15 protein-coding genes are annotated in these 21,823 nt (G+C 40.5%); 4 read left to right on the top strand and 11 right to left on the bottom strand.

The features are described 5' to 3' along the window. Positions 1–158: 158 nt before the first annotated feature. The 10 genes from ACOWPH_RS16660 to ACOWPH_RS16615 all read right to left on the bottom strand — a co-directional run bounded on the left by ACOWPH_RS16660 (position 159) and on the right by ACOWPH_RS16615 (position 14,774). Complete coding sequence (locus ACOWPH_RS16660) at positions 159–1,661, bottom strand: NADH-quinone oxidoreductase subunit M (RefSeq protein WP_015216497.1); 1,503 nt, start codon at positions 1,659–1,661, stop codon at positions 159–161. A 93-nt stretch (positions 1,662–1,754) separates the two neighbouring features. Then, positions 1,755–2,465 carry a carbonic anhydrase gene (locus ACOWPH_RS16655; protein ID WP_015216496.1) on the bottom strand — a complete coding sequence of 237 codons (711 nt, stop codon included), beginning with the start codon at positions 2,463–2,465 and terminating at the stop codon, positions 1,755–1,757. Between the two features lie 72 nt (positions 2,466–2,537). Next, the gene (locus ACOWPH_RS16650) at positions 2,538–4,397 is read right to left on the bottom strand and encodes an NAD(P)H-quinone oxidoreductase subunit F (protein WP_015216495.1); all 1,860 of its coding nucleotides are present in this window, start codon (positions 4,395–4,397) and stop codon (positions 2,538–2,540) included. Between the two features lie 493 nt (positions 4,398–4,890). Beyond that, positions 4,891–6,705 carry an HTTM domain-containing protein gene (locus ACOWPH_RS16645; protein ID WP_096713123.1) on the bottom strand — a complete coding sequence of 605 codons (1,815 nt, stop codon included), beginning with the start codon at positions 6,703–6,705 and terminating at the stop codon, positions 4,891–4,893. A 126-nt stretch (positions 6,706–6,831) separates the two neighbouring features. Continuing rightward, on the bottom strand, positions 6,832–8,055 hold the full coding sequence (locus tag ACOWPH_RS16640) for an NAD(P)/FAD-dependent oxidoreductase (RefSeq protein WP_015216493.1): 1,224 nt from the start codon (positions 8,053–8,055) through the stop codon (positions 6,832–6,834). 92 nt (positions 8,056–8,147) lie between these two features. Continuing rightward, positions 8,148–9,080 (bottom strand): hypothetical protein, encoded by a 933-nt coding sequence (locus ACOWPH_RS16635; protein WP_015216492.1) that lies wholly within the window; start codon positions 9,078–9,080, stop codon positions 8,148–8,150. Between the two features lie 45 nt (positions 9,081–9,125). Continuing rightward, a complete protein-coding gene (locus ACOWPH_RS16630; RefSeq protein WP_244887709.1) occupies positions 9,126–10,559 on the bottom strand; it encodes an MBOAT family O-acyltransferase in 1,434 nt (477 codons plus the stop codon). A 226-nt stretch (positions 10,560–10,785) separates the two neighbouring features. Then, positions 10,786–11,184 carry an acyl carrier protein gene (locus tag ACOWPH_RS16625; RefSeq protein WP_015216490.1) on the bottom strand — a complete coding sequence of 133 codons (399 nt, stop codon included), beginning with the start codon at positions 11,182–11,184 and terminating at the stop codon, positions 10,786–10,788. Further along, entirely contained in the window at positions 11,150–12,958 is a 1,809-nt protein-coding gene (locus tag ACOWPH_RS16620; RefSeq protein ID WP_015216489.1) for an acyl-CoA dehydrogenase family protein, read from the bottom strand. The genes ACOWPH_RS16625 and ACOWPH_RS16620 overlap by 35 nt, the downstream gene beginning before the upstream one ends. A 10-nt stretch (positions 12,959–12,968) precedes the next feature. After that, positions 12,969–14,774 (bottom strand): fatty acyl-AMP ligase, encoded by a 1,806-nt coding sequence (locus ACOWPH_RS16615; RefSeq protein WP_042466140.1) that lies wholly within the window; start codon positions 14,772–14,774, stop codon positions 12,969–12,971. A gap of 2,415 nt (positions 14,775–17,189) precedes the next feature. On the opposite strand from ACOWPH_RS16615, the gene hetF reads away from it, so the two are divergent. The 4 genes from hetF (at position 17,190) to ACOWPH_RS16595 (ending at position 20,953) form a co-directional block, all read left to right on the top strand. Further along, complete coding sequence (gene hetF, locus ACOWPH_RS16610) at positions 17,190–19,676, top strand: cell division protein HetF (RefSeq protein WP_015216487.1); 2,487 nt, start codon at positions 17,190–17,192, stop codon at positions 19,674–19,676. A 139-nt stretch (positions 19,677–19,815) separates the two neighbouring features. Further along, positions 19,816–20,154: a P-II family nitrogen regulator gene (locus tag ACOWPH_RS16605; RefSeq protein WP_015216486.1), complete on the top strand. Its 339-nt coding sequence runs from the start codon at positions 19,816–19,818 to the stop codon at positions 20,152–20,154. A gap of 176 nt (positions 20,155–20,330) precedes the next feature. Continuing rightward, positions 20,331–20,630 (top strand): type II toxin-antitoxin system RelE/ParE family toxin, encoded by a 300-nt coding sequence (locus tag ACOWPH_RS16600; protein ID WP_015216485.1) that lies wholly within the window; start codon positions 20,331–20,333, stop codon positions 20,628–20,630. An 11-nt stretch (positions 20,631–20,641) separates the two neighbouring features. After that, positions 20,642–20,953 carry a HigA family addiction module antitoxin gene (locus ACOWPH_RS16595; RefSeq protein ID WP_015216484.1) on the top strand — a complete coding sequence of 104 codons (312 nt, stop codon included), beginning with the start codon at positions 20,642–20,644 and terminating at the stop codon, positions 20,951–20,953. A gap of 274 nt (positions 20,954–21,227) precedes the next feature. On the opposite strand, the gene rdgB is transcribed toward ACOWPH_RS16595, so the two are convergent. Further along, the gene (gene rdgB / locus ACOWPH_RS16590; RefSeq protein WP_015216483.1) at positions 21,228–21,806 is read right to left on the bottom strand and encodes an RdgB/HAM1 family non-canonical purine NTP pyrophosphatase; all 579 of its coding nucleotides are present in this window, start codon (positions 21,804–21,806) and stop codon (positions 21,228–21,230) included. Positions 21,807–21,823 lie beyond the last annotated feature (17 nt).

Genomic DNA, 21,823 nt, shown 5'->3' with positions numbered 1-21,823 from the left:
CTTATACTCTGTATGGGAATGAGTTTGAAAGGATCTGCCTTTAGTTGTGGCAGAGGCAAAGCCTCTTGATAGCATTCCCAGTCTCTGACTGGGAACGATTTATATTATTTTTTTATTCTGAACTCCTGTAACTTCTGTATTCTGAACTTCTTTTTAAATTACTTCGATGCCACTTGTGAAATTACGGTTTTTTCAGGGGTAGGAATAGCAGCTACCATTGCGGTAGTTGTGGTTTCACTCCAACGCACTAACCAGGTGGGTTGTACTCCTAAGAAAAGAATCAGGGAGGCTAATATTAATGCGGGTATTTTTTCTGCCCAAATGACTCTAGGATAATAGGCTAAGTCATTGTTGAGTCTACCAAAACAGGTACGGTTGAGGAGAATAACGAAGTAAACAGCAGTTAAACCGGAGGAAGCTACGCATAGTAATGTCGGTAGAGGAAAGGTAGCAAAACTGCCTTGAAAAACAATAAATTCGGCAATAAAGCCTGTTAAACCAGGAATACCTGCGCTGGCCATGCCACCAAGAACTAGTAAGGCACTGATGAGGGGTAAGCCGCGTATGGGACTCATTAGTCCGTTGAGTTTATCTAGTTCTCTTGTGCCAACTTTAGTCTCAATGACACCGACTAGATGAAAGAGGATAGCGAGAATAATTCCGTGACTGAACATTTGCGCGACTGCACCAACTAAGGCTAGTTTGGTACTAGAGGCTGCTGCTAGGAGAATATAACCCATGTGTCCGATGGAACTATATGCTACCATGCGTTTGATGTCTTTTTGCGCGATCGCTATTACTGACCCATAAATTGCAGTGATAGCACCCCAAATGGCTAATGTTGGTGCAACTATATTCCACGCTTGGGGAAATAAACCAAACCCAAACCGCAATAGTCCATAGGTTCCTAATTTTGCTAATACTCCACCTAATAAAATAGCAATAGGTGCAGAAGCTTCAACGTAAGCATCAGGTAGCCAGGTATGGAAAGGAATTAAAGGAATTTTGATGCCAAAACCTAAAATTATTCCTATTAACAATAACAGTTGCATTCCAGCAGAAATGTTTTGGGTAGAAACTGCATCTAAGGCAAAACTATGAGAACCACTTAACCATACTATACCCAAAAATGTTGCCAGAATTAATGCCCCAGAAACTGCTGTATAAATCAGAAATTTCATTCCTGCATAGGCTCGTTTTTCTCCTCCCCAAATGGAAATTAATAAATAAAAGGGGATTAATTCGAGTTCATAAAACAGAAAGAAAAGCAGTAAGTTTTGAGCTAAAAATGCACCAGACACACCACCACTGACTAATAAAACCATTGAATAAAAAAGTCGGGGGCGTTCTGTGTCTTGACTACTGCTGTAAATAGCTATCCAAGTTAATAAGCTATTTAATACCAACATTAATATTGATAGTCCATCAACTCCTAAGTGATAACTTAAACCCAAAGTTTCATTCCAAGGTAAATATTCTGAAAATTGCATCCCTGGAGTATTGATATCAAACTTCAGCAGAATAAAAATATTCCACAAGAGAACTAAAAATGACAGGGTTAACGATACCAGTCTAACTCTCTTTTTAGGAATAATTCTATCTGGTAAAAATCCGATAATTGCCGCGCCAACAATTGGCAACCAGATTAAAACACTTAGCATAATTGGTAATTGGTAATTGGTAATTGGTAATTGGTAATTGGTAAGAAGTAATTATCTTATATAAAAAGCCTCTTACCAATTGATTGAAGGAACTTAACTAACTAAGCTGACTTTACCAGTGTCTAAGTCGTAATAACCGCCAACTATTTTGAGTTTCTTGGCATTGATTAATTCAGATAACACTGGTGATGATTTCAAGTTTTCGATTTGCACTAAAATGTTAGCTTTACAGGCGTTCTCTAATTTATCTCCTGGTTGTCCTTTAGATTTTTCTACTCCGGGTTTAATTGCCTCTATTAATTTACCAATTTGTCCTGGTACTTCTTCACCTTTAAGAGTGGCATCTACAGCACCACATCTTTCATGTCCCAATACAAGAATCACTTTTGAACCTAATACTAAACTGCCATACTCTAAACTACCAATTTCTTCTGGAACAGCAATATTACCAGCAACACGACAAACAAATAAATCGCCTAATCCCTGGTCAAAAACTATTTCAGCGGGTACTCTAGAATCTGCACAACCAAGAATAGAAGCAAAGGGTTTTTGACCTTTGGCAACTTCCTGTAAGCGTGTATAACCTTGATTTTTATAGCGCCGCTTTCTATTGGCAAATCTATCATTACCATCCAGTAATGCTTTGATTGCTTCGTCAGGGTTAGTAATATTTTGGGCTGTAGCCACTTCAGGTGTAACTAAGTTGGAAGCTACGCTTAAAGCAACTCCAGTCCCAATTGCACCTGTACCTAATTGGAGTAAATTTCGACGTGAAAGATAGTTTTTTTGATGTTTGATGTTCACTAATTTATTCTCACGATTCTCAAAAGTAATTTTCTTATTTTAGATGTTTATAGACACTCAAATCATAGATGTTTAAAAAATTAAATCTATGAACTGAATACCCCAAAAAGGCCATGTCATCCATGCACCTAAAATGCCAACTCCCAATAAAATTGTGAATGCATAAAATTGAGTTTGTCCATTAGTGCTGTATTTTAAACTTTCCCCACCCAATAGAGAAAACAAACCCACAAAATTGACGATGCCGTCAACGACGAAGCGATCAACCATATCGGCAAATTTAGAAAGTTGAGCAACTCCGAAAATTATAGTGACCTTGTAAAGTTTGGGGGTGTAAAAGTCGTAAGCTAGTAAATCTTGTAAACCTTTCCACGGCAAGCGTATTGGTTTAGCAATGTTACCTAAATAAATGACACCGCTAATACTGCAACCAAAGATACTAGACCAAATTAAAAGCAGTACTACATCTTTATTTAATATTGCCCAATCAGGTAATAAAGATAAACTTTGCAACACCAAAGGCAGATGTAAAACAAAGCCAAATAAAACCATCATTGGTAAAACCATCAACCAAATAACTTCGGGGGAACGTTCACTCATTTGTTTGGCTTTACCACCAAATATTAAACTGAATTCTCTGGTTAAACTAAAGGCAGTTAAGCCATTGACAGCAATAATAATTCCCACTAACCAAGGTTGAGTTTCCCATAACCCATCAGCTAATTTTACTAATGCCCAAAAACTGCCTAAAGGGGGGAAAGCAATTAACCCTAATGTACCCACAATAAATGCTAAACCGGAAATGGGACGACGTGACCATAAACCACCAAGTTGGGTCACATCTTGGGTGATGTTGTTTAAGATGATGTTTCCAGTACTCATGACTAAAAGTGCAGCAGATAAAGCATGAGTGAGGACTAATAATAATGCTGCTTCATCTTGTTGTGTGCCTACAGCGATGAATACCAGTCCCATGTAAGCACTGACAGAATAAGATAAACAGCGTTTGATGTCAATTTGAGCGATCGCTATTAATGAACCTCCAATAGCTGTCACTGTACCAATACCTACCATTGCAGAAGAAGCTACAGGGGATAAACTAAACACAGGTTGCAATTTAATCAGCACCCATGCACCACTCGCTACTACCACCGAGTTCCGCAAAATGGTACTGGGAACAGGCCCTTCCATCGCTTCATCTAACCACAAATGCAAGGGAAACTGGGCGCATTTACCCATTGGCCCAGCAATTAAAGCCAAACAAACTAAGGTAATAATTGTCTGGTCTACTTTTGCAGTTTGCGCCCATATTGCTAAGTCTTGATAGTCCCAAGTTCCGGCTAAAGTCCATAGTCCCAAAACTCCCATTAGCAAGAATAAGTCACCAACCCGTTTGGTTAAAAATGCATCTCGCGCCCCAGTCACAACCAGAGGTTGACTGAACCATAAACCCACTAATAGATAAGTTCCCAGGGTAAGAATTTCTAGAATTACATAACTGAAAAACAGATTATTACATAAAGCTAAGGCACACAAACCAGCTTCAAATAATCCCAATAAAGAATAAAACCGTCCCCAACCCCAGTCCCTTTCCATGTAGCCCACAGCATATACTTGGGCAAGAAAATTTAAACCGGTGATGATAATTAATGCACCAACACTAATAGAAGACAGTTCTAAATTAATAGTTAGATTTAATCCAACTGTGGATAACCAAGGTATCAATACTTCTTTTGCTGGATGATTCCAGGTAGCTGTAAATGCTAAGACCGAATGCAAAAGAGAGAAGAACGTCATCACTAAATTGACGTAACCTGCTGGTCTTGATCCTGTACGACGAATAATACCCGGCGACCAAGGTAAAGCTAAAATACCACCTAATAAAGCATAGCAAGGGACCAACCAAACGGTCTCTAGCAGTGACTCAAACATGAATTTACCTCTATATTTGTATGAAAAACCCCTTACAGGGTATTATTTATCGTTGATCCCTGTAGTTTCTTGTGATTAAATCAAGGCAATTTATCTTTGCTTAATATTATTAGGTTATAGCTTACCGTGATTTTTACCAAAAATGAATCAGTTAATTACACAAATTAACGATATGTACTCTAATTTATTCTTATATTTCTATGGATTGGATTATCCAATCCATAACATTGATTTAAATCTATGCTAAATTATGAGCGCCCCAAGCATCACACAGCAATAGCCATGTTTGACACCTGAAAATGAATTTCTAGTCTCATATCGAAAGCAGTACACAATCGAGGCTTTTGGAATCGCCTATTAATTAGTGCGGTGCGTCAGATAGAGCAAATCTGTTGTCTGCTAAATTGTCGTGTCTGACGCACCCCGCAAGAGATACAATTCACAATTCATATTTGATAAATTTTGTCAATGCGTAAGTCCTAGAAAATAGTTTCTAAGGGATATCAGAACAAGACTGTTCCCAAGTGAGCTTTTTCTCTACAGTTTGCTTTTCACCAGGTGGAACAGTACGCTCATCCATAAAGTAAATTTTGAATTTCTCTAGTTTTTCACTACCCTTATGTTGATTATTCCAAACGTGACAGAGATATTTTCCATAAAGAGGATAAAGCTTTTTACCAACTGCTCGATTGAGATTAATAAAGTAAGTGCGCCATTGCATATTGTGATAAATAGCACTTCTGACACCCAAGCTAGGTTTATCCCAATTCACAGCACTCCCACCTCGGAAAATATCTACCTCGCTGCCATTTTTCAGACTACCAGGAATTATATGCCATCCATCATCTCTGGGGGGTGCAGGTGCAAAAATGCTCCAAGATTGATCAAGTCGTGTAACTCGTCCAAGAATTTCTGTATTTTGCCATATTTTCCGCTTGAATAAATCAGGAGCATAACTACTGATATTCCAAATCAAAGCGTAGATTAACAGTACCACAGCCAAAATATTCAAAAAGCGAGATTTACGAACTTCCAGAGGACGGAATTTCAAAGGTTTAGTGAAATTACCAGCGAATTTACGGTTAGATGCGATCGCTTCATAAAACTTTGTACCCCCTGCCATTACAGGTTTCCAAGTCAACACAGGCACTAAAAATTTAAATATCGGCGACAAGCTCACCACATAAGCAATACCTTTAAACTTAAAATATCGCTTTCCTTGCCAATCTTCAATTACCCAAGAATTATACGCTTCCATATCAGCATAAATATCCGGGTATTCCTGCGCCATTAATAACGGTGTTCCTGGCAAAATCAACAGCGTTCTTAATATATGCACTACTTTTTTACAAAACCCACAATCACGATCAAAATAAATTGTTAAACCCTGACGTGCTGGTGTTTGTAACCGCTTTTCTAAACTATGCCAAAAAGAACTAGGGAGGAATGCTAACCAACTAAAAATACTCAAAAATGGAAAAATGCCGATATTCAAAGTTAAAGCAAATCCGGCGTGAAGTCCGATAAAAGTCAGAACTGCACCCAAGCGAAACCAGCTATTCCGAAAAGGAATGAATATCACCAATGGTCCAATCCATTCCAGCACCAAAGTAATTTTAGTGAAGATATTTAAAATCGGCTGAAAATTAAGGAGAAAATGACCAAAAGAAGTAACATACTGGTCAAAACTCAAAGCATAATAAACGGCGCTACCATCAACCCAAATGGGACTTTTAGTTTTAATTGCAGCTGAGAAGATATAAATAAAGCACTGCTGACACATGAGAGCGAATGTAGCACCAGATAACACTCTTTCTGGTAACTGACGTTGAGAAGTATTCAGCGCACTATCAAGGGAATAACAAGCTCCTAAAGGCAGGAACATAGCCCAAAACATGAGAGCGCGGAGGACATCATCCGCAGCGAAAATTAGGGCTGGATTGCGATTGTGGAGGGAGATGAGCAATACCCAGGAAGCAATGACAGCAACTCTAGTGCGATAACCCACTAACATCAAAAGCGCCATCAAAGTTGCGATCGCAAATAATAGTACCTGAAAAATCGGTTCACCACTAATGGCGTGTAAAGACCAATGTCCAGTTTTAGCGATTTCTTTGAGTAAAGTACGGGGAAGAACACCGACATCTGTATAGTGAGCGGTAATATCTCTAAAGCGGGTCAATAAATCTGTGAGAATGATTAAGGAGATACCGATGCGAAAAACTGCAAGCGATCGTATATCTAGTCCTAAGATAGTTTCTAGATTTTTTTTCCAGGATGTTTTTGATGTTTGTTCGTGAATGGTCATAATTTTTTTAATAAACCGCGAAGACGCGAAGGACGCGAAGGAAGAAGGAAGAATATAAATAAATTTGGGATTTATAAAATATTGAGGACTAAATTTTAAAGGTTAAGCAGTTTTTACTTCTGATTCCTATTTTTTCATTTTTCCAAATATCCACCTTTTAGCTACTTGAAGTTTATGTTTGAGAGTTGGTAAACGTTGAATATACACTCCTCGGCGAATAATGCGAGCTAGATTACCATCTAAGGTGATACCAAAGCTATAAACTACAGCATTCTTAATACCTAATGTCAGCATTTCTCCCAGGTGTAAGTAACTAAATGGCTTTAATTTACGTCCTGTGATTTTTGCCCGGATATTACGAGCCGCACAGGGAGCTTGTTGAAAGGCTGCTTGGGCTGTAGCAGGAGATTCGTTACCTTGAATATCTCGAATTTCTGCCAAATCTCCTAAGACAAATACATTTGGATATCCTGCTAGTTGCAAAGTTGGTGTAGCAATTAATTGTCCTTGTTGATTATGTTGACAATTTAGATTTTTTACCCATTCAATTGATTGATTTCCTCCTGTCCACAACACTAAATCTGTCTGAAATTTATGAGTTGTACCGTGATGATTAACAATAATTGCATCAGGTTTGATAGCTTCGATATTGGTGTCTAATTCTATTCTCACACCCCGTTTAACTAAAGCTCTATATGATGCAGTACGACTACCTTTAGAGAAGGTTTTAAGTATTTCATTTCCTCTGTCAATTAAGCGAATTTCTCCGCGTTTTTTGAGCCTATCTGCCAATTTACAAGCTATTTCTACACCATTGGGGCCTGCTCCAGCTATAGCTATCCGAATTAATGGTATATTCGATGCTTCCAAAAACTGCAATCGGTTTTTTAAATATTCAGCATCAGCCAAAGTGCGAAAGGTGCGAGCATATTTTGTTGCACCTGGGACTACATCTAATCTTGTTTCTTTGCCAACAGCTAATACTAAATAATCATAAGTTAGTATTTCTCCATTTTGCAAGTTTACTAATTGGTTTTCTAAGTCAACACCTTGAATTTCTGCCTGATAAAATTGAGCTTGACTATCTGAAAGCAATTTTTTATAAGTTGGGGCAATTTCGCCATTATGTAATTCTCCTGTTACGACTTCATAAAGTAAAGGAGTAAATAAGAAATGCGCTCGTTTTTCAATTAAAGTAATCTCATAATCAGGCTGACGAATTTGAGCAATTTTTCCTAATTCTAAAGCCGTATATAGCCCACCAAACCCACCACCTAAAATGCAAATCCGCAACGGATACGGTTGTTTTAGCTTACCTTTTTGAGGAATTTTGTCTTTTATTTCATACATGAGTTATGGTTTTGTCTTTTTTTTATTGCACGCAGAGGCGCAGAGGCACAGAGAGAAACAGATAAAAATAGATTTTTTTATTTAAGTTTGACTTAATTACGAGCTATATTTACAGCTTTAAACTGTTCTACAAGTTCAATGCTTCGAGTCCGGCGACCATCAGGATTAAGATGATAATGAGTATCAGCAAATAAGCTAGAATCAGTCTTAATGTTTAAGGTTTCTTTGTTATAAAGTACAGGGGCAATTTTGCCTAAATCTTCCGCTGTTTTGCGGATATTATTGAGGGTTTTAGTATCAGTGCTGCCATAAATCCAAGAAAGCGCTAATACCAGAGTTGCTTCTTTGGCTTCAATTTCTTGTTTAAATTGCTGAATCCGTTTTAGAGAATGAGGAGAAATGCTATCATTGATTTTCAATTTCCACCATTCGCTTTTAGTCCGTTTTTTCATGACTGTTGGATCACCTTTGGCTGTAACTGGGTCAGAATAATAGCCTGTTAAATGACCTTTTTCTACCAAATCTAAAGATGATTTAGTGGCGGCGCGTAGGGAGGGTATACCTAATAACATCAAGTCTTGAGCTAGTTGCTTGGGGGGTACGTTTCCTAAACCGGGTTTACCGATAGCAACACCAAATTGACCAGAGCGATCGCCCCATCCATCTTTATCTAGTAACAATAAATATTCGGGAATAAGAATGACAATATCGCCTTTTTTGATGACATCAGAAATACTAGGCAAAATTACATCTAAACCGATGGGTCCATCTGTGGCTATGTTGAGGGTGGGGATTCCCAATTTTTGTTGTATTAGACCTGCATCTACTGTGTAGTGAGCGCCAGATCCACCGACAATGAGAATCCGCTGGGGTGTTTGTACTTCCTTCGCTATGGCCATTTTTTGCTCATACATCATCCGCAACCAGCTAAGTTCACCACCATAACGGGCATTGTAGAAATAACCAACACCCCAAGTTAAAGTAGCGATCGCAAACCAACTAGAAAATCTGAGAAACTTTTTCATAACAGGTGACAGGTGACAGTTAAGAGTTTTAACTGAGGACTGAATCTAGAACTCAAAGTAAATAAACGGTGAAGGTGTATTAGCCGCAAATAAAATAGTCAGCACTAAAAGCACCCGCGATACCCAAGGAGAAATTAATAAATCATATTCAGTTTCTCCTTGTCGCCAAACTCCAATTTGTTCCATTAACAATAGTCCTATAGACAGCACTAAAGTTAATACTAAAGCTGCTGCTCCATTCCCATTAAAGAATGTCAAAGCTTCACCCAAGTTAGATAAAGAATAATTCCCAGGAGTTACCAAAACTTTCAGTTTTTCTACTAACCGCAAAGTATTGGTTTCCATAAAAAACAAACATCCTAAAATGATAGATCCAAAGGTCAAAGCCCAGGAAATGAACTGAGGCATGAGGAATTTTTGCTGTCCTAAAAATTTATAAAAAGGTCTTCCTGCATAACGCAGTACTAACAGCAGTAGTCCATGATAAGCTCCCCAAATAATGAAGTTCCAGGCTGCTCCATGCCAAAAACCAGATAGGGTAAATGTAATAAATAAATAGAATGGCGCTAATTTCATGTTTTTACCCATTAAAGGTAGAAAAACATAGTCCCGAAACCAAGTGCTGAGAGTGACGTGCCATCTGCGCCAAAACTCGTTAATACTCTGGGAAGTATAGGGAGCGAGGAAATTCAGGGTTAAGTTAACACCTAAAAATTTTGCTAAACCCAAGGCTATAAAACTATATCCACCAAAATCAAAATAAATTTGCAGCGTAAATAAAAAGGCAAAAAACCAGACTAACCAAGGATTATCAACTTGATCTACTTTGATGTATGGTGAAATATTGTCAGCTAGGACAAACTTCATAAATAGTCCTAGAGATAGCCATCGAAAACCAGATTCAAAGTTATCAAGTGTAAATTTGAACTGAAAGTTTTCAATCTGGGGAAAGAAATCAGCCCGACGTTCGATTGGCCCTGCGACAACTTGGGGGAAAAAGGAGACAAAGTTGACGTAATCTAAAGCTGCAATGGGTTGTTTTTTGGCGCTTTTGTAGGAATCAACCACAAATGCCACCATCTGGAAAGTATAAAACGACAATCCAGGAGGGATAGAACCCATACCAGGGATAGACTTTGATTGCCAATTTGTTGCCAATCCTGGTATGACTAAGCCCAAAACATCTTCAACAAAAAAGTTCAGGTATTTGAAATAGGCGAGGATAGCAACATCTATAACTACTACAATCGTAGCGATCGCTTTAGCTTGCCATTTTTCTTGCCTCAACATCAACCACACCATCGCGTAGTTGAAAATAATTTCGCAGATAAAGATGATAAAACTAGACTTGGAAGCGTTGAGAAACAAGAACAACGACATTGATACCAAGCCAACTGTGTCGAAAATACCTCTCCACAGGTTCAAAGACTTGGCAACATAACGGACTGTAAAATAAGGGATGCTAAATAGCAGTAGCACCCACCAGAAGGAAAACTCCGAGAAATTCAATTCACCCTGCCTCCAGTCTAAGAAATGCGTGAAATATATAAACTACTCAACTAATGGGTAAATTAGTTACAACATTTTTCATGTATTTAGACCACACTCTTAATCTCTCTCTGTGCCTCTGCGCCTCTGCGTGAGACAAAAAATGAGTTCATCTACCCGAAAATTGCTATAATTTCCTCCCCCATTTCCCCCAACATCAGCTACCACTAATTTTGCTCCAAATTCCACCCCAGCCTTTGCCTTGGATAGTTGTTTCTTCTTTTGGTTTGCTGGCAACAGCAGCTGCTTTGGTAACAGTGGTTGCGGAAGGTAATACACTCAGTTCATTGACTAAATATTGAGCAGCTTTTTCAATAGTTGGATAGTCCCAAAGTAAAGTGGAAGGCAGTTCTGCATCTAACCAATCTTCCATATCACCAACGATAGTTACAGAGTCAATGGAATCTAAACCATAGCGAGTCAAAGGTTCAGTAACTTTGATAGTTTGAGCATTGATACCCAGTTGTGTGGCAATTTGATTAACTAACCATCCTTGGATAGTATCAACAGCATTCAGAGTATTAAGCTTGGAGTTGGAGTTTTGGACTTGCATCATTGGTAGTTTCCTGTTGTGTAGAATTTGCTAGTTGGAAGGGAACAATCGAAAACATCTTGTTTTGGTTGTACAAGCGGATTAACTCTTGGGTAACAGCCCCGTCATCAATCCGTCCAGGCAATGCTTTGGCAGAACGAAATGCCAGCATTAGCTTCCGCAAGCTAAGTGCCAGCCACTCTCCGTTAGCAAAGAATTTTCCCAGATGATTGCGGTTATGAAGCCACGTATGCACACAAGCCGCCGCTACGTGCATGACGCAGTATTGTTTCGCCATATCAAACACCTCTGGCGATTGCTCATGCCCAAACTGGAAAGTAGAAGCTGTAATTTGTTCATCAAGCGTGTTTAACTCTTCCTGAACTATGTTGGTCAGGGTGATGATCTGATACAGAATGTCTGGGTCAAGATTTGAGTCTGCCTTGAGGTGTTGTAGGGATGTCAAGGCTAAATCTAGTCCTTGGAGTACATCGTCACCACCCCGGTTGACCAATTCCAGCTTTTTACCGTTGAAGGGGGGTAAAGGCTGTGTGAGGTCAAAAGTTGTAGCTAGGCGTGTTTGCAGTTTTTCTAGGTTATTTACAGCATTTCTAACACGAGATTTAGCTAACTGCCGCAGTTGCAAAAGTAGGGCATGAAGATTAACGACGGTGCTGCCATCAAACATACTGATGATGGCGTTATCCCGCAAAACTTTTTGAAAAATGCCCCAGTCGTGTGCTTCCCGCATATAGAAGCGTGAACCTAAAACGACGGAGACATTCTGCACCGTTGTTTCCAAGGTGGTAGTAACAAAGTATTTGACTACTGCTGACCAAACGCTAATTTGCTCTGGCATGGTATTAAATCCACGCGCAACTCCGATGGTGGCACAGTCACAAATAAGGATATCCAAAAACCCATCTGTAAGAGTGCGTTTGGGTTGGGGCATATCAAAGACTGTCTTGCCATATAGTTTGCGTTCTAGGGCAAATTTGAGGGTGGTACGCAGGGCTGTATCTGCTGCTCCTTGGGAAAAGGCTGCACATAAGGCTCTGGTAATTTGGAAGCCTTTGAGTGCTAGTTCTAGTCCTGCGCCTTCTGCTCCTAACCTCATGGATTCTGGGATGTAGCAGTTATCGAAGCGAATACCACTCATATCAGAACCACGTACTCCGTGAGTGAGGATTTTAGGGAGGTGGCTATAGTTGGCTTGGTCAATTTTGCTCTTTTCTACCATGAACAGGGAAAGACTTCTGGCTCCTCCTTCGTCGTCGGTTCTGGCGAGTACAAAAGCAACTCCAGAGATGGTGGCGCGGTTAATTGGCCATTTCTCTCCATTGAGGATGTAGCCTCCAGAAGCTTTTTTGGCTTGCATATCTCCGCCCAGGAGGTCGCTACCATGAGCCTTTTCTGAATAGGCTAGACACATAGTGCCGTTGGCATCTTTCATGAAGCTGGATAGGGTATGTTTTTGCTCGTCTGTTCCTGCCATCCAGACCAAATATGACCAAAACATGGTAGTGAATGCGATCGCAGCGGTTTGATCTCGCCGTGAAAGCACCCGGACAAAGGAGATAAACTCGTCAAAGCCGGTAAACTCACCACCGCATTCTGTAGGGATGTAATAGTCTTGGAGTTTCCAGTTGTATAGCCAGTTAATGATTTCGTGAGGAAATTCTTCCTTTTCATCCAGGTCTATTACCTGTTTGAAGGACATCATATTATCTGGGTTGCCAGGGTCGCCTAAATCCCGTTCTAGTGCTTCTGCGACCCAAAATTGCTTTAGTGGTTGCATGGTTTTCTCCTTAATGGGTAACTTGCACTTGATCTAGTAAGGAATCGACTTCCTGTGATAGTTGTTGGTAGCTGGCACAAAATGTAGGGTTTTCACTCCAGTCTGCTAACACGCCCAATTCACCTGCGAGGAAACTGGCTTTACAAGCACGACGCTGAATCTTGCCGCTGGATGTCTTGAGGACGTTACCTGGTTTGGCTAAGACGATCGCATAAACTTGCAGTTCATGAATTTCGGCGATCGCTTGTCTAATACTGTTAATTACCTCATCGGCTATAAACTCTTCAGGATTGCGTTTGACTTCCTGCACTATCACTAGTCGCTCAACTGCATCCACAACTATGGAAAAAGCTGCACCGTAGTCTGGGCGTAGGGCGGGATGAATTTGCTGCACTGTCCACTCTAAATCTTGGGGATAGTGGTTAGTACCCCTGATAATGATCAAGTCTTTGATCCGTCCCGTGATGAACAACTCACCATCTTTGATAAAACCTAAGTCTCCTGTCCTGAGAAATGGTCCCTCGTTGGTATCTACAGTGTAGGCTTGGAAAGTACTCTCGCTCTCTGTTGGACGATTCCAGTAACCCCCAGCCACACTAGGATCAGCCACCCAAACCTCGCCTATCTCATCGGCTGAACAACGAGTTAAGGTATCGGGATTTGCGATCGCTACTTTGGTATCACACACCAACTGGCCACATCCAGGAATAGCCCGCACACCATCGCCCCAGCTACTGGCTTCGACAATTTTGTTTTTCTCAATTTCTGATGTTTTTACCAGACAAAGTACAGGTGGTTTATCTCTAGGACTAGTTGACACCAGCAATGTATCTTCTGCCAATCCATAAGCGGGCGCAAAGCTTTCCCAACGGAATCCACAGGGCGCAAACTTCTCAAAAAACTCTTCCAACACCCTAGGATTAATGGGTTCTGCGGCATTACCTGCTGCCACCCAACTGCTGAGATCAAGACTTTCTATCTGTAAATCAGTAACACGTCCAACACACTGCTCATAAGCAAAGTTGGGAGCCTGACTATGAGTCCCTCGATATTGAGAAATAGCCTGGAGCCAGCGAATCGGCTGTTTAATGAAAGCTAGAGGAGACATGACATAGCAAGGATGACCATTGTAGAGTGGCTCAGTCAATCCTTCCACCAGTCCGTAATCATGGAAATAAGGCATCCAAGTGATAGAAACACTCTCTGCATCATAGCCACAGGCTTTTTGCAAATAGCCACAGTGGTGCATGATATTGTGGTGGCTGATCATCACCCCTTTAGGCGTAGAGGTCGAACCCGATGTATATTGCAGATATGCCAGGGTATCTGAACTCACTTGAGGATCTTGCCACTGTTCTGCCATTGCCAGATCAATCTCTTCCGTGGCTATCCATTGTATCTGCTCAAACTCTGGAAAATCTAATTCTGCCTCTTGCAAAATGCTAAGAAAGCGTTGAGTCGTTAAGGCAAAGGAAGCATTTGCATCTTTTACTATTGCCCTTAATCGAGGCAAAGCCCGCTTCAGCCTTCCCGCATCAGGCGGTGGTACAGGTATAGCTATCACCCCACCATAGAGACTACCCAAGAAAGCCGCTATGACATCCAATCCTTGAGGGTAAAGCAATAAAGCCCTCTGTCCTTTGGCATTGTATTGCTGCAACAGTGCGCCAATGGCACGGGCTTGAAGGTCAAGTTCGCCATAGGTTAACTTGCTTCCCTCTTTTTTTCCGTCAATCAGGAACGTATAGGCGAGTTTATCTACTTCATGGGTAGCACGCCAGCGCAGTAATTCTATCAAGGTAGAGGCGTTTGTCATTGGCAAATTTTGGGTAGCGGGGCATTGATTCATTTAGCCACTCCGTACAGAGTAGGATTATCTGAATCTATTGCTCTACACATATCTCACCTGTACGGAGTACATTTGTATAGCTATGTGTGTGACTGGATTTTCTAGCTTTAGACTTAATCGTGACACATACAACCACTTTAGTTAAATATCCATCCGTATTTTCACTAAATCAATAAACTTAACCTTTATTAACATCCGTCAATTCACTAGCCTTGAATTGGCAAAACCATTGTTTCTGAGGAAGTTTACCTTCTTTGTCAGTGTAAATACGACATAATAACAATGATTTTCTCCATGAATTTTCTATGAATTTTTTTTTGAGTGGAAAATTATTGCGTTTGTTATGCTTAGGACTTACGCAAGATTGAATCTAAAACCTGATTCTTAGGGGTAATTCATGTAGCTTGCCCGTTGCGGTATTACCCCTACTTCCGTTCTGTTTTGCGTAAGTCCTGATGCTTTTAGAGCTTTAAGTAAGTAGTCAGTTTGATTAGTTACCTGATAAACCACTAGTACTTACATCGTTATAGAATTCTTGACGGTTCGTTGTGCTGCGCGACAACACGCCCTACATTTAAATTTCTTAACATAGCTGGAAATATTAGCACCGACGTGTCAATTTAGGGTTTCTAATCAGCTAAAAAACCATTGTTTAGTGACCTATTCCCAACTCCATAGTAAAAATGGGGTTGCTAAACAAAGTTTAAATTGTGGAAAAATTATTAAGAACCCTAGTTATATATCACGGCAATCATTCTGAAGTCATAGCTTCATCCCAAAATGGAGTGAAAGCGATTTAGGAACGGGGTGTTGCTTTTGGCAGATAACAGGTTAAACTGGGACTTTCTAGCCAGTGGTAATTAGGCTAGAATATCGCAACAGCCCTAGCCTGTTAGCAGATAGCGATATGAAGCTTGTCTTTGCCAATAAAAAACCCCCAGTAGGTATTAACCAGCTAGGGGAAATTAGTTATCAGGGTGCATCTACCAATTTAGTTTTCTCAGGTGCTTCACTATCCTCCGGATAAATTTCTCCCCCAGAAGTTTGTTTTTGATTCAGAAGCGAAAACTCTCAGAGAGTGTTGGTCAGCTAGGGGAAGTTAGTTATCAGGGTGAATATAGCAAGTAACTGTAATTTTTAAATCTACTGGCTACGGATAAATTTTTCAGAGATAGGGTAGTATGATTGTTGCTAACTACAAAAAACCCCCAGTGGGTGTTAGCCTACCAGGGGAAATTAGTTATCAGGGTGCATCTACCAGTTAAGTGTTCTCAGATTTCATACCGTACTCCGGATAAATTTTTGAGAATCAGGGTTGTTTTACAAAACTTGAGTTGATTTATAGTCAGACATAGGCTATTTTAGGCATAAATAAACATTTTTAGTCCTTAATAGTCGGTGGTCTAAATCAACGTCGTGGTGAAATTTATTCCATAAGAAGTAAACCATGATATCTTTGTCCATGGTTTTATGAACTATGATGGTTACTAACTACAAAAAACCCCAAGTGGTGTTAGCCAGCTAGGGGAAGTTAGTTATCAGGGTGCATCTACTAATTAAATGTTCTCAGGTCTAATGCTATCTCCGGATCAATTGAGGTGCATAATCGTTTTTAGTTTATGAATAAAAAACCCCCAGTGGGTGTTAGCCAGCTAGGGGAAGTTAGTTATCAGGGTGCATCTACTAATTAAATGTTCTCAGGTTTAATGTTATCTCCGGAAAAATTTGGTGGCGTTTCAATTTATTGATATTGTCAACCACATAAAAAACCCCCAGTGGTGTTAGCCAGCTAGGGGAAGTTAGTTATCAGGGTGCATCTACTAATTAAATGTTCTCAGGTTTAATGTTATCTCCGGAAAAATTTGGTGGCGTTTCAATTTATTGATATTGTCAACCATATAAAAAACCCCCAGTGGTGTTAGCCAACTAGGGGAAATTAATTATCAGGGTGCATCTACCATTTAAACGTTCCTGGTTATATGACTATGCTCCGGATAAATTTCACCAAATCTGGCTATTGCTTACGGAAAGAAATTCCTATGGCTAGTAGTTGGTTGGGGGAGTTATTTATCAGAATTCGATCTACTGATAGTTTGAAAAGAAATTCTTGGGTCAAAGATTGCTTTTTTTGCCAAAATTAAAAAGAAAACCCCCGGCGGGTGTTAGCCTACCAGGGGAGTTGAAGATCAAGGTGCATCTACCATTAAAGTGTTCTAGTCTGAAGTAATCCAATCCGGATAAAGTTGTTCGAGCCAAAAAGGCGAAACAACACAAAATCAGAAACATTCCTTGGCAATATGCTTCTAAAGTATCAGCTAGAGGGAGAAAGGACTAGAAATTTTTACGGTTCAAACCGGATTTAGGAGGCAAACAGGAGAAGTTGTGACCCAGGAATTTCACATTTCCGTAACCCCAGTAGGGCAGAATGACTACTTGGTGCGGACGGAACAAGTCGCACCTGGGGTGCCATTGGCAGAGGAATTGGTAACTTGGCCTGTGGCTGAGTGGTTGGCGGCAGCAGGACATTTAATGAATGACCCTTTACAGTTGGTGCTACAGGGGGATGCTGCGTCGCAGTCTGCCGCAGGCATCGCTAGAAACTCTGTAAACTTGGTGGCATTGGGTCAACAATTGTATAATGCTTTGTTTCAAGGCACTCTTAGAGATAGTTGGATTACTGCCCAGGGTATTGCCCAGAATCAGCAGCAGGTACTGCGCTTGCGTTTAGGACTTAAAGATAATAAGTTGGCGCGTTTGCCTTGGGAAGTGATGCACGCAGGCGATCGCCCTTTAGCTACTGGGCCATATATCGCTTTTTCTCGTTACCAAAGTGGAATTCCCGCAACATCAAGATTAGCAACTCGCAACATCCCCACGCCACAGGAAGACAGCGGGGTAAAGGTATTGATGGTTATTTCTTCCCCCACTGACCAAGTGCGTCTTGATTTGCTCAAACAAGAAGCAATTAACTTGCAAGCCGAATTACATCGCCAGAACCCCCGAACCACTGAAAATGGAAATTATTTTCCAGAGATTGAACTAACGCTTCTTGATCAACCAGGCAGGGAAGAGTTAACCCAAGCTCTAGAACAGGGACGATATCACGTTCTGCATTACTCCGGCCATAGTAATTTGGGGACTAATGGAGGAGAAATTTATCTAGTCAGTAGAAGAACTGGCTTAACAGAAATCCTCAGCGGCGATGATTTAGCAGGGTTGCTGGTGAATAATAATATTCAAATGGCAGTATTTAACTCTTGTTTGGGAGCATACAGAGCTAAGGCTGATACATCTGGGGAGACAGGAGAACGTAATCTAACTGAAAGTTTGGTGAAAAGGGGTTTAAGAAGCGTTTTGGCGATGTCAGAACGGATTCCTGATGAAGTGGCGCTGACATTAACGCAATTGTTTTACCGTAACTTAAGTCAGGGCTATCCCCTAGATTTGTGTGTGAGTCGAGTACGTCAAGGCTTAATTTCTGCCTATGGTTCTCACCAGATGTACTGGGCGTTACCAATGCTGTATCTACAGCGGGAATTTGAAGGTTTTCTGTCTCCGCAAATTGGTTTGTCTGCAAATGCGGAATTGTTCAATGAATATCACTCGCCTGTGGGAACATCAGTTAATTCGATGTATGCTGCTACAGATGATGCCCAGATGGCTTTAAATTTTGAGGATATGATGCCTTCAGGTTTAGCACGGGATGCATCTGAGCTTGATTGGCTAGGGGATGATACGTGGGGAGATCTTTTGGATGAAATTGAGTATGATCAACCTGGTTATGATGAAGATTCGGCAATTGTTTCCGATTTGTTTCGTCAGTTAGGTAATCCACAAGTTTCTACTGAAGAAACTTCCATGAAGGCGGAACTAGAGCAGCCAGTACGGGAAAATGATCACCAGGAGAAGCAGCCTTCACAGGTAGAAGAAGATTTAGATTTATGGGGGGATAGTGTAGCAGAAACAGCCTCAACTACGCCAATTGTTGAAGCTAATCAGGCAAACTTTCAACAATCTCCATTACCATCAATTCATCCACCAGGTCGCCGTCGCCGATTATGGCCAATTTTCGGGCTTGTGGGTGCAGGACTGGCAATTCTGATGGGTGCGATGTGGTGGCAGCATCGACCGTCAGTGGTCGGCAAAATCCCGCCGATTCCTACCGATAATTTTGCTAACCGCAAATTAGAACCCATTAATCTACAAACATCAAATACAGGAATTGTCACTGCTACGGCTACAGAACAATTGAGTCAAGGTAATTTAAAAGCAGGGTTAGAGGCTGTAGATGAATTATTGAATCGTGGCGCTTTGAAATCAGCAGAAACTGCTTTAGCGCTGATTCCTACTAAGCAAACTGAAGATCCATCTGTCAACTTTTTACGGGGACGCTTGGCTTGGCAATTTGCTCAAACTAGAGATAACAAATACAGTTTTGATGATGCTCGTCGTTATTGGGAAATTGCGGTGCGGGATCAACCGGATTCTGTGTTGTATAATAATGCTTTGGGATTCGCTTACTATGCAGAGGGAAATTTAAATCGCGCTAATGATGCCTGGTTCAAGGCTTTGAATTTGTCACTCAATCCCCAGAATGCAACTTTGACAGAAGCCGAATCTCCCAATCCGATTATGCCACCAGCGGCTTTAACTTCTTATGCGGGGTTAGCTTTGGGTTTATATAAATCTGTAAATAATCAACCTGTTGCAAGACAAGCGCAATATCTGAAAGAAGCAATTAAACTGCGTCAAACAGTGATTGAGAATGAACCTGCGAAGTTTACGGTCGAGAAATTGGCTCAAAATTGGCTGTGGACAGAAAAAGCGATCGCAGATTGGCGATCGCTCCTTCAGGAACAAAGCCAGTAAGTAAGGTCTAGACACCTGAGCAGTGGTGAAATACAATACATCAAACTCAAGTTAAACAGTAGCTCTATAGTTACAGCTTTAGACAACTAATCTGGTTAGATATATAAACGATGCTCTTAGAAGTCAGGAATTGCAAAAAATGAGAAAAGTAGAAGCTATTATCCGTCCATTTAAGCTGGATGAGGTAAAAATTGCCTTGGTGAATGCGGGAATTGTGGGCATGACAATTTCTGAAGTCCGTGGTTTTGGACGACAAAAAGGTCAAACTGAACGCTACCGGGGTTCGGAATACACGGTTGAGTTTCTACAAAAACTCAAGGTGGAAATCGTTGTTGAAGATTCCCAGGTAGATATGGTGGTTGATAAAATTATCTCAGCTGCCCGAACTGGAGAAATTGGTGATGGTAAGATTTTCATCTCTCCTGTAGAGCAAGTTATCCGTATTCGTACCGGGGAAAAGAACACAGAAGCTGTTTAAGTTCTGAGTTCTGAGTTCTGAGTATTAAAATATTGGGCGTTGTGGAATTAAGGGATGAGGTATTGTCAAGATTTTTCTTCATCTCTAACATCAGCAGCGCCTTTTGTAGTTTTATCATGCTATACTAAAAAAAGTTATAGGTTACGTAACGCATAACATCTACTATTGTTTAAGATATGTCTCCGTCAGAAAATTATCCAAAATATCGAGATAAAAGGACGGAGCAATTCGCTTTAGGTGAGAGAGTAAAAGAGTTTCAAGCTTTTACTAGACAAGCATACAGACGGCTTGAAATATTAGAGGCGGCTACTAGTAAAAAGGATTTAATGTTATTACCAAGTAATCATTTTGAGTCCTTAGAAGGTGATAGAGACGGCCAATACAGCATCCACATTAATGAAAAATGGCGAATTTGTTTCAATTGGCCAGATGATGAACTAAAACCTTTCAACATAGAAATTACAGATTATCACTGAAGGAGAATTATATGGCACGTCCACCTATTCATCCTGGAGAAATTTTAGCTGATGAACTGCATGAATTAGGAATAAGTGCAAGTGAATTAGCTAGGTTGCTTCATGTCCCAAAAAATAGAATTACCGAAATAATTAATGGTCAAAGGTCAATTACTGCTGACACTGCATTACGTCTAGGACAATGGTTTGGTACTAGTGCTGAATTTTGGATGAATTTGCAAAAAAATTATGAACTCAGACTGGCTGAACAAAAGATTGGTAAAGAAATTAAAGCAACCATTTCTCCTTGGATATCAACTGGGGATATGCAAGTTTTAGCCTAATATTTGTCTGATACAGCGGATTTCGCTGTCAGGAGGTACATACCTAGCGGGCAATATAACACCTTTTTCGCTAGTTCTATCATTTATCAACCTCCATATAAAAACTGTAAGCTTTTGTTAATATAGTAAGGTGAATGAAGGAAGTTTGACACACTATAAAAATTAATTAGTTTTGCTGTCTTCCTCTTCTTCCCCTCTTCCTTCGCGTTCTTCGTGCCTTTGCGGTTCGTTAAAAACATCCCCAATAGAAAACAAGTAACCCCAAAAAAAACCCTTACCCCAACACCTGCACCAACTGAGGAACTAAACTTTTCAAAGCATTACCACGATGACTAATTGACTTTTTCAAATCCGGTGACATTTCGGCAAAAGTTAATTGCTTTTCTGGGACATAAAAAATGGGATCATAACCAAAACCACCTTCACCACGGGTTGAATAAAGAATTTCACCACGACAAATACCTTCAGATTGCAGAACTATTTCCCCAGCAGGATTTGCAACTGCTACTGCACAGATAAACTGGGCTTGACGATTTGCTGTATCGCCTAACTCTCGTAATAACCGAGAAATACGTTCTGCGTCTGTATTGCCATAACGGGCAGAATAAACACCAGGTGAACCATTGAGGGCATCTACAGCTAAACCGGAATCATCTGCGATCGCCCAATTTCCGGTAGCTATAGCAACCTCAGAGGCTTTGATACAAGCATTTGCAGCAAAAGTTGCCCCTGTTTCTTCCACTTCTAAATCATCTGGTTTGAGGGTTAATTCCCAACCAGAATCAGCTAAATAAGCTTGCATTTCCCTCAATTTACCGGGATTTCCTGTAGCTACTACGAGTATTTTTGTCATTAAAAATTAGGTGACAG

Source organism: Anabaena sp. PCC 7938, from assembly GCF_049315035.1.
Classification (GTDB): Bacteria; Cyanobacteriota; Cyanobacteriia; order Cyanobacteriales; family Nostocaceae; genus Anabaena; species Anabaena cylindrica.
Note: the sequence above shows the minus strand (reverse complement) of the source record. Positions and strands in the feature narration are given on the sequence as shown.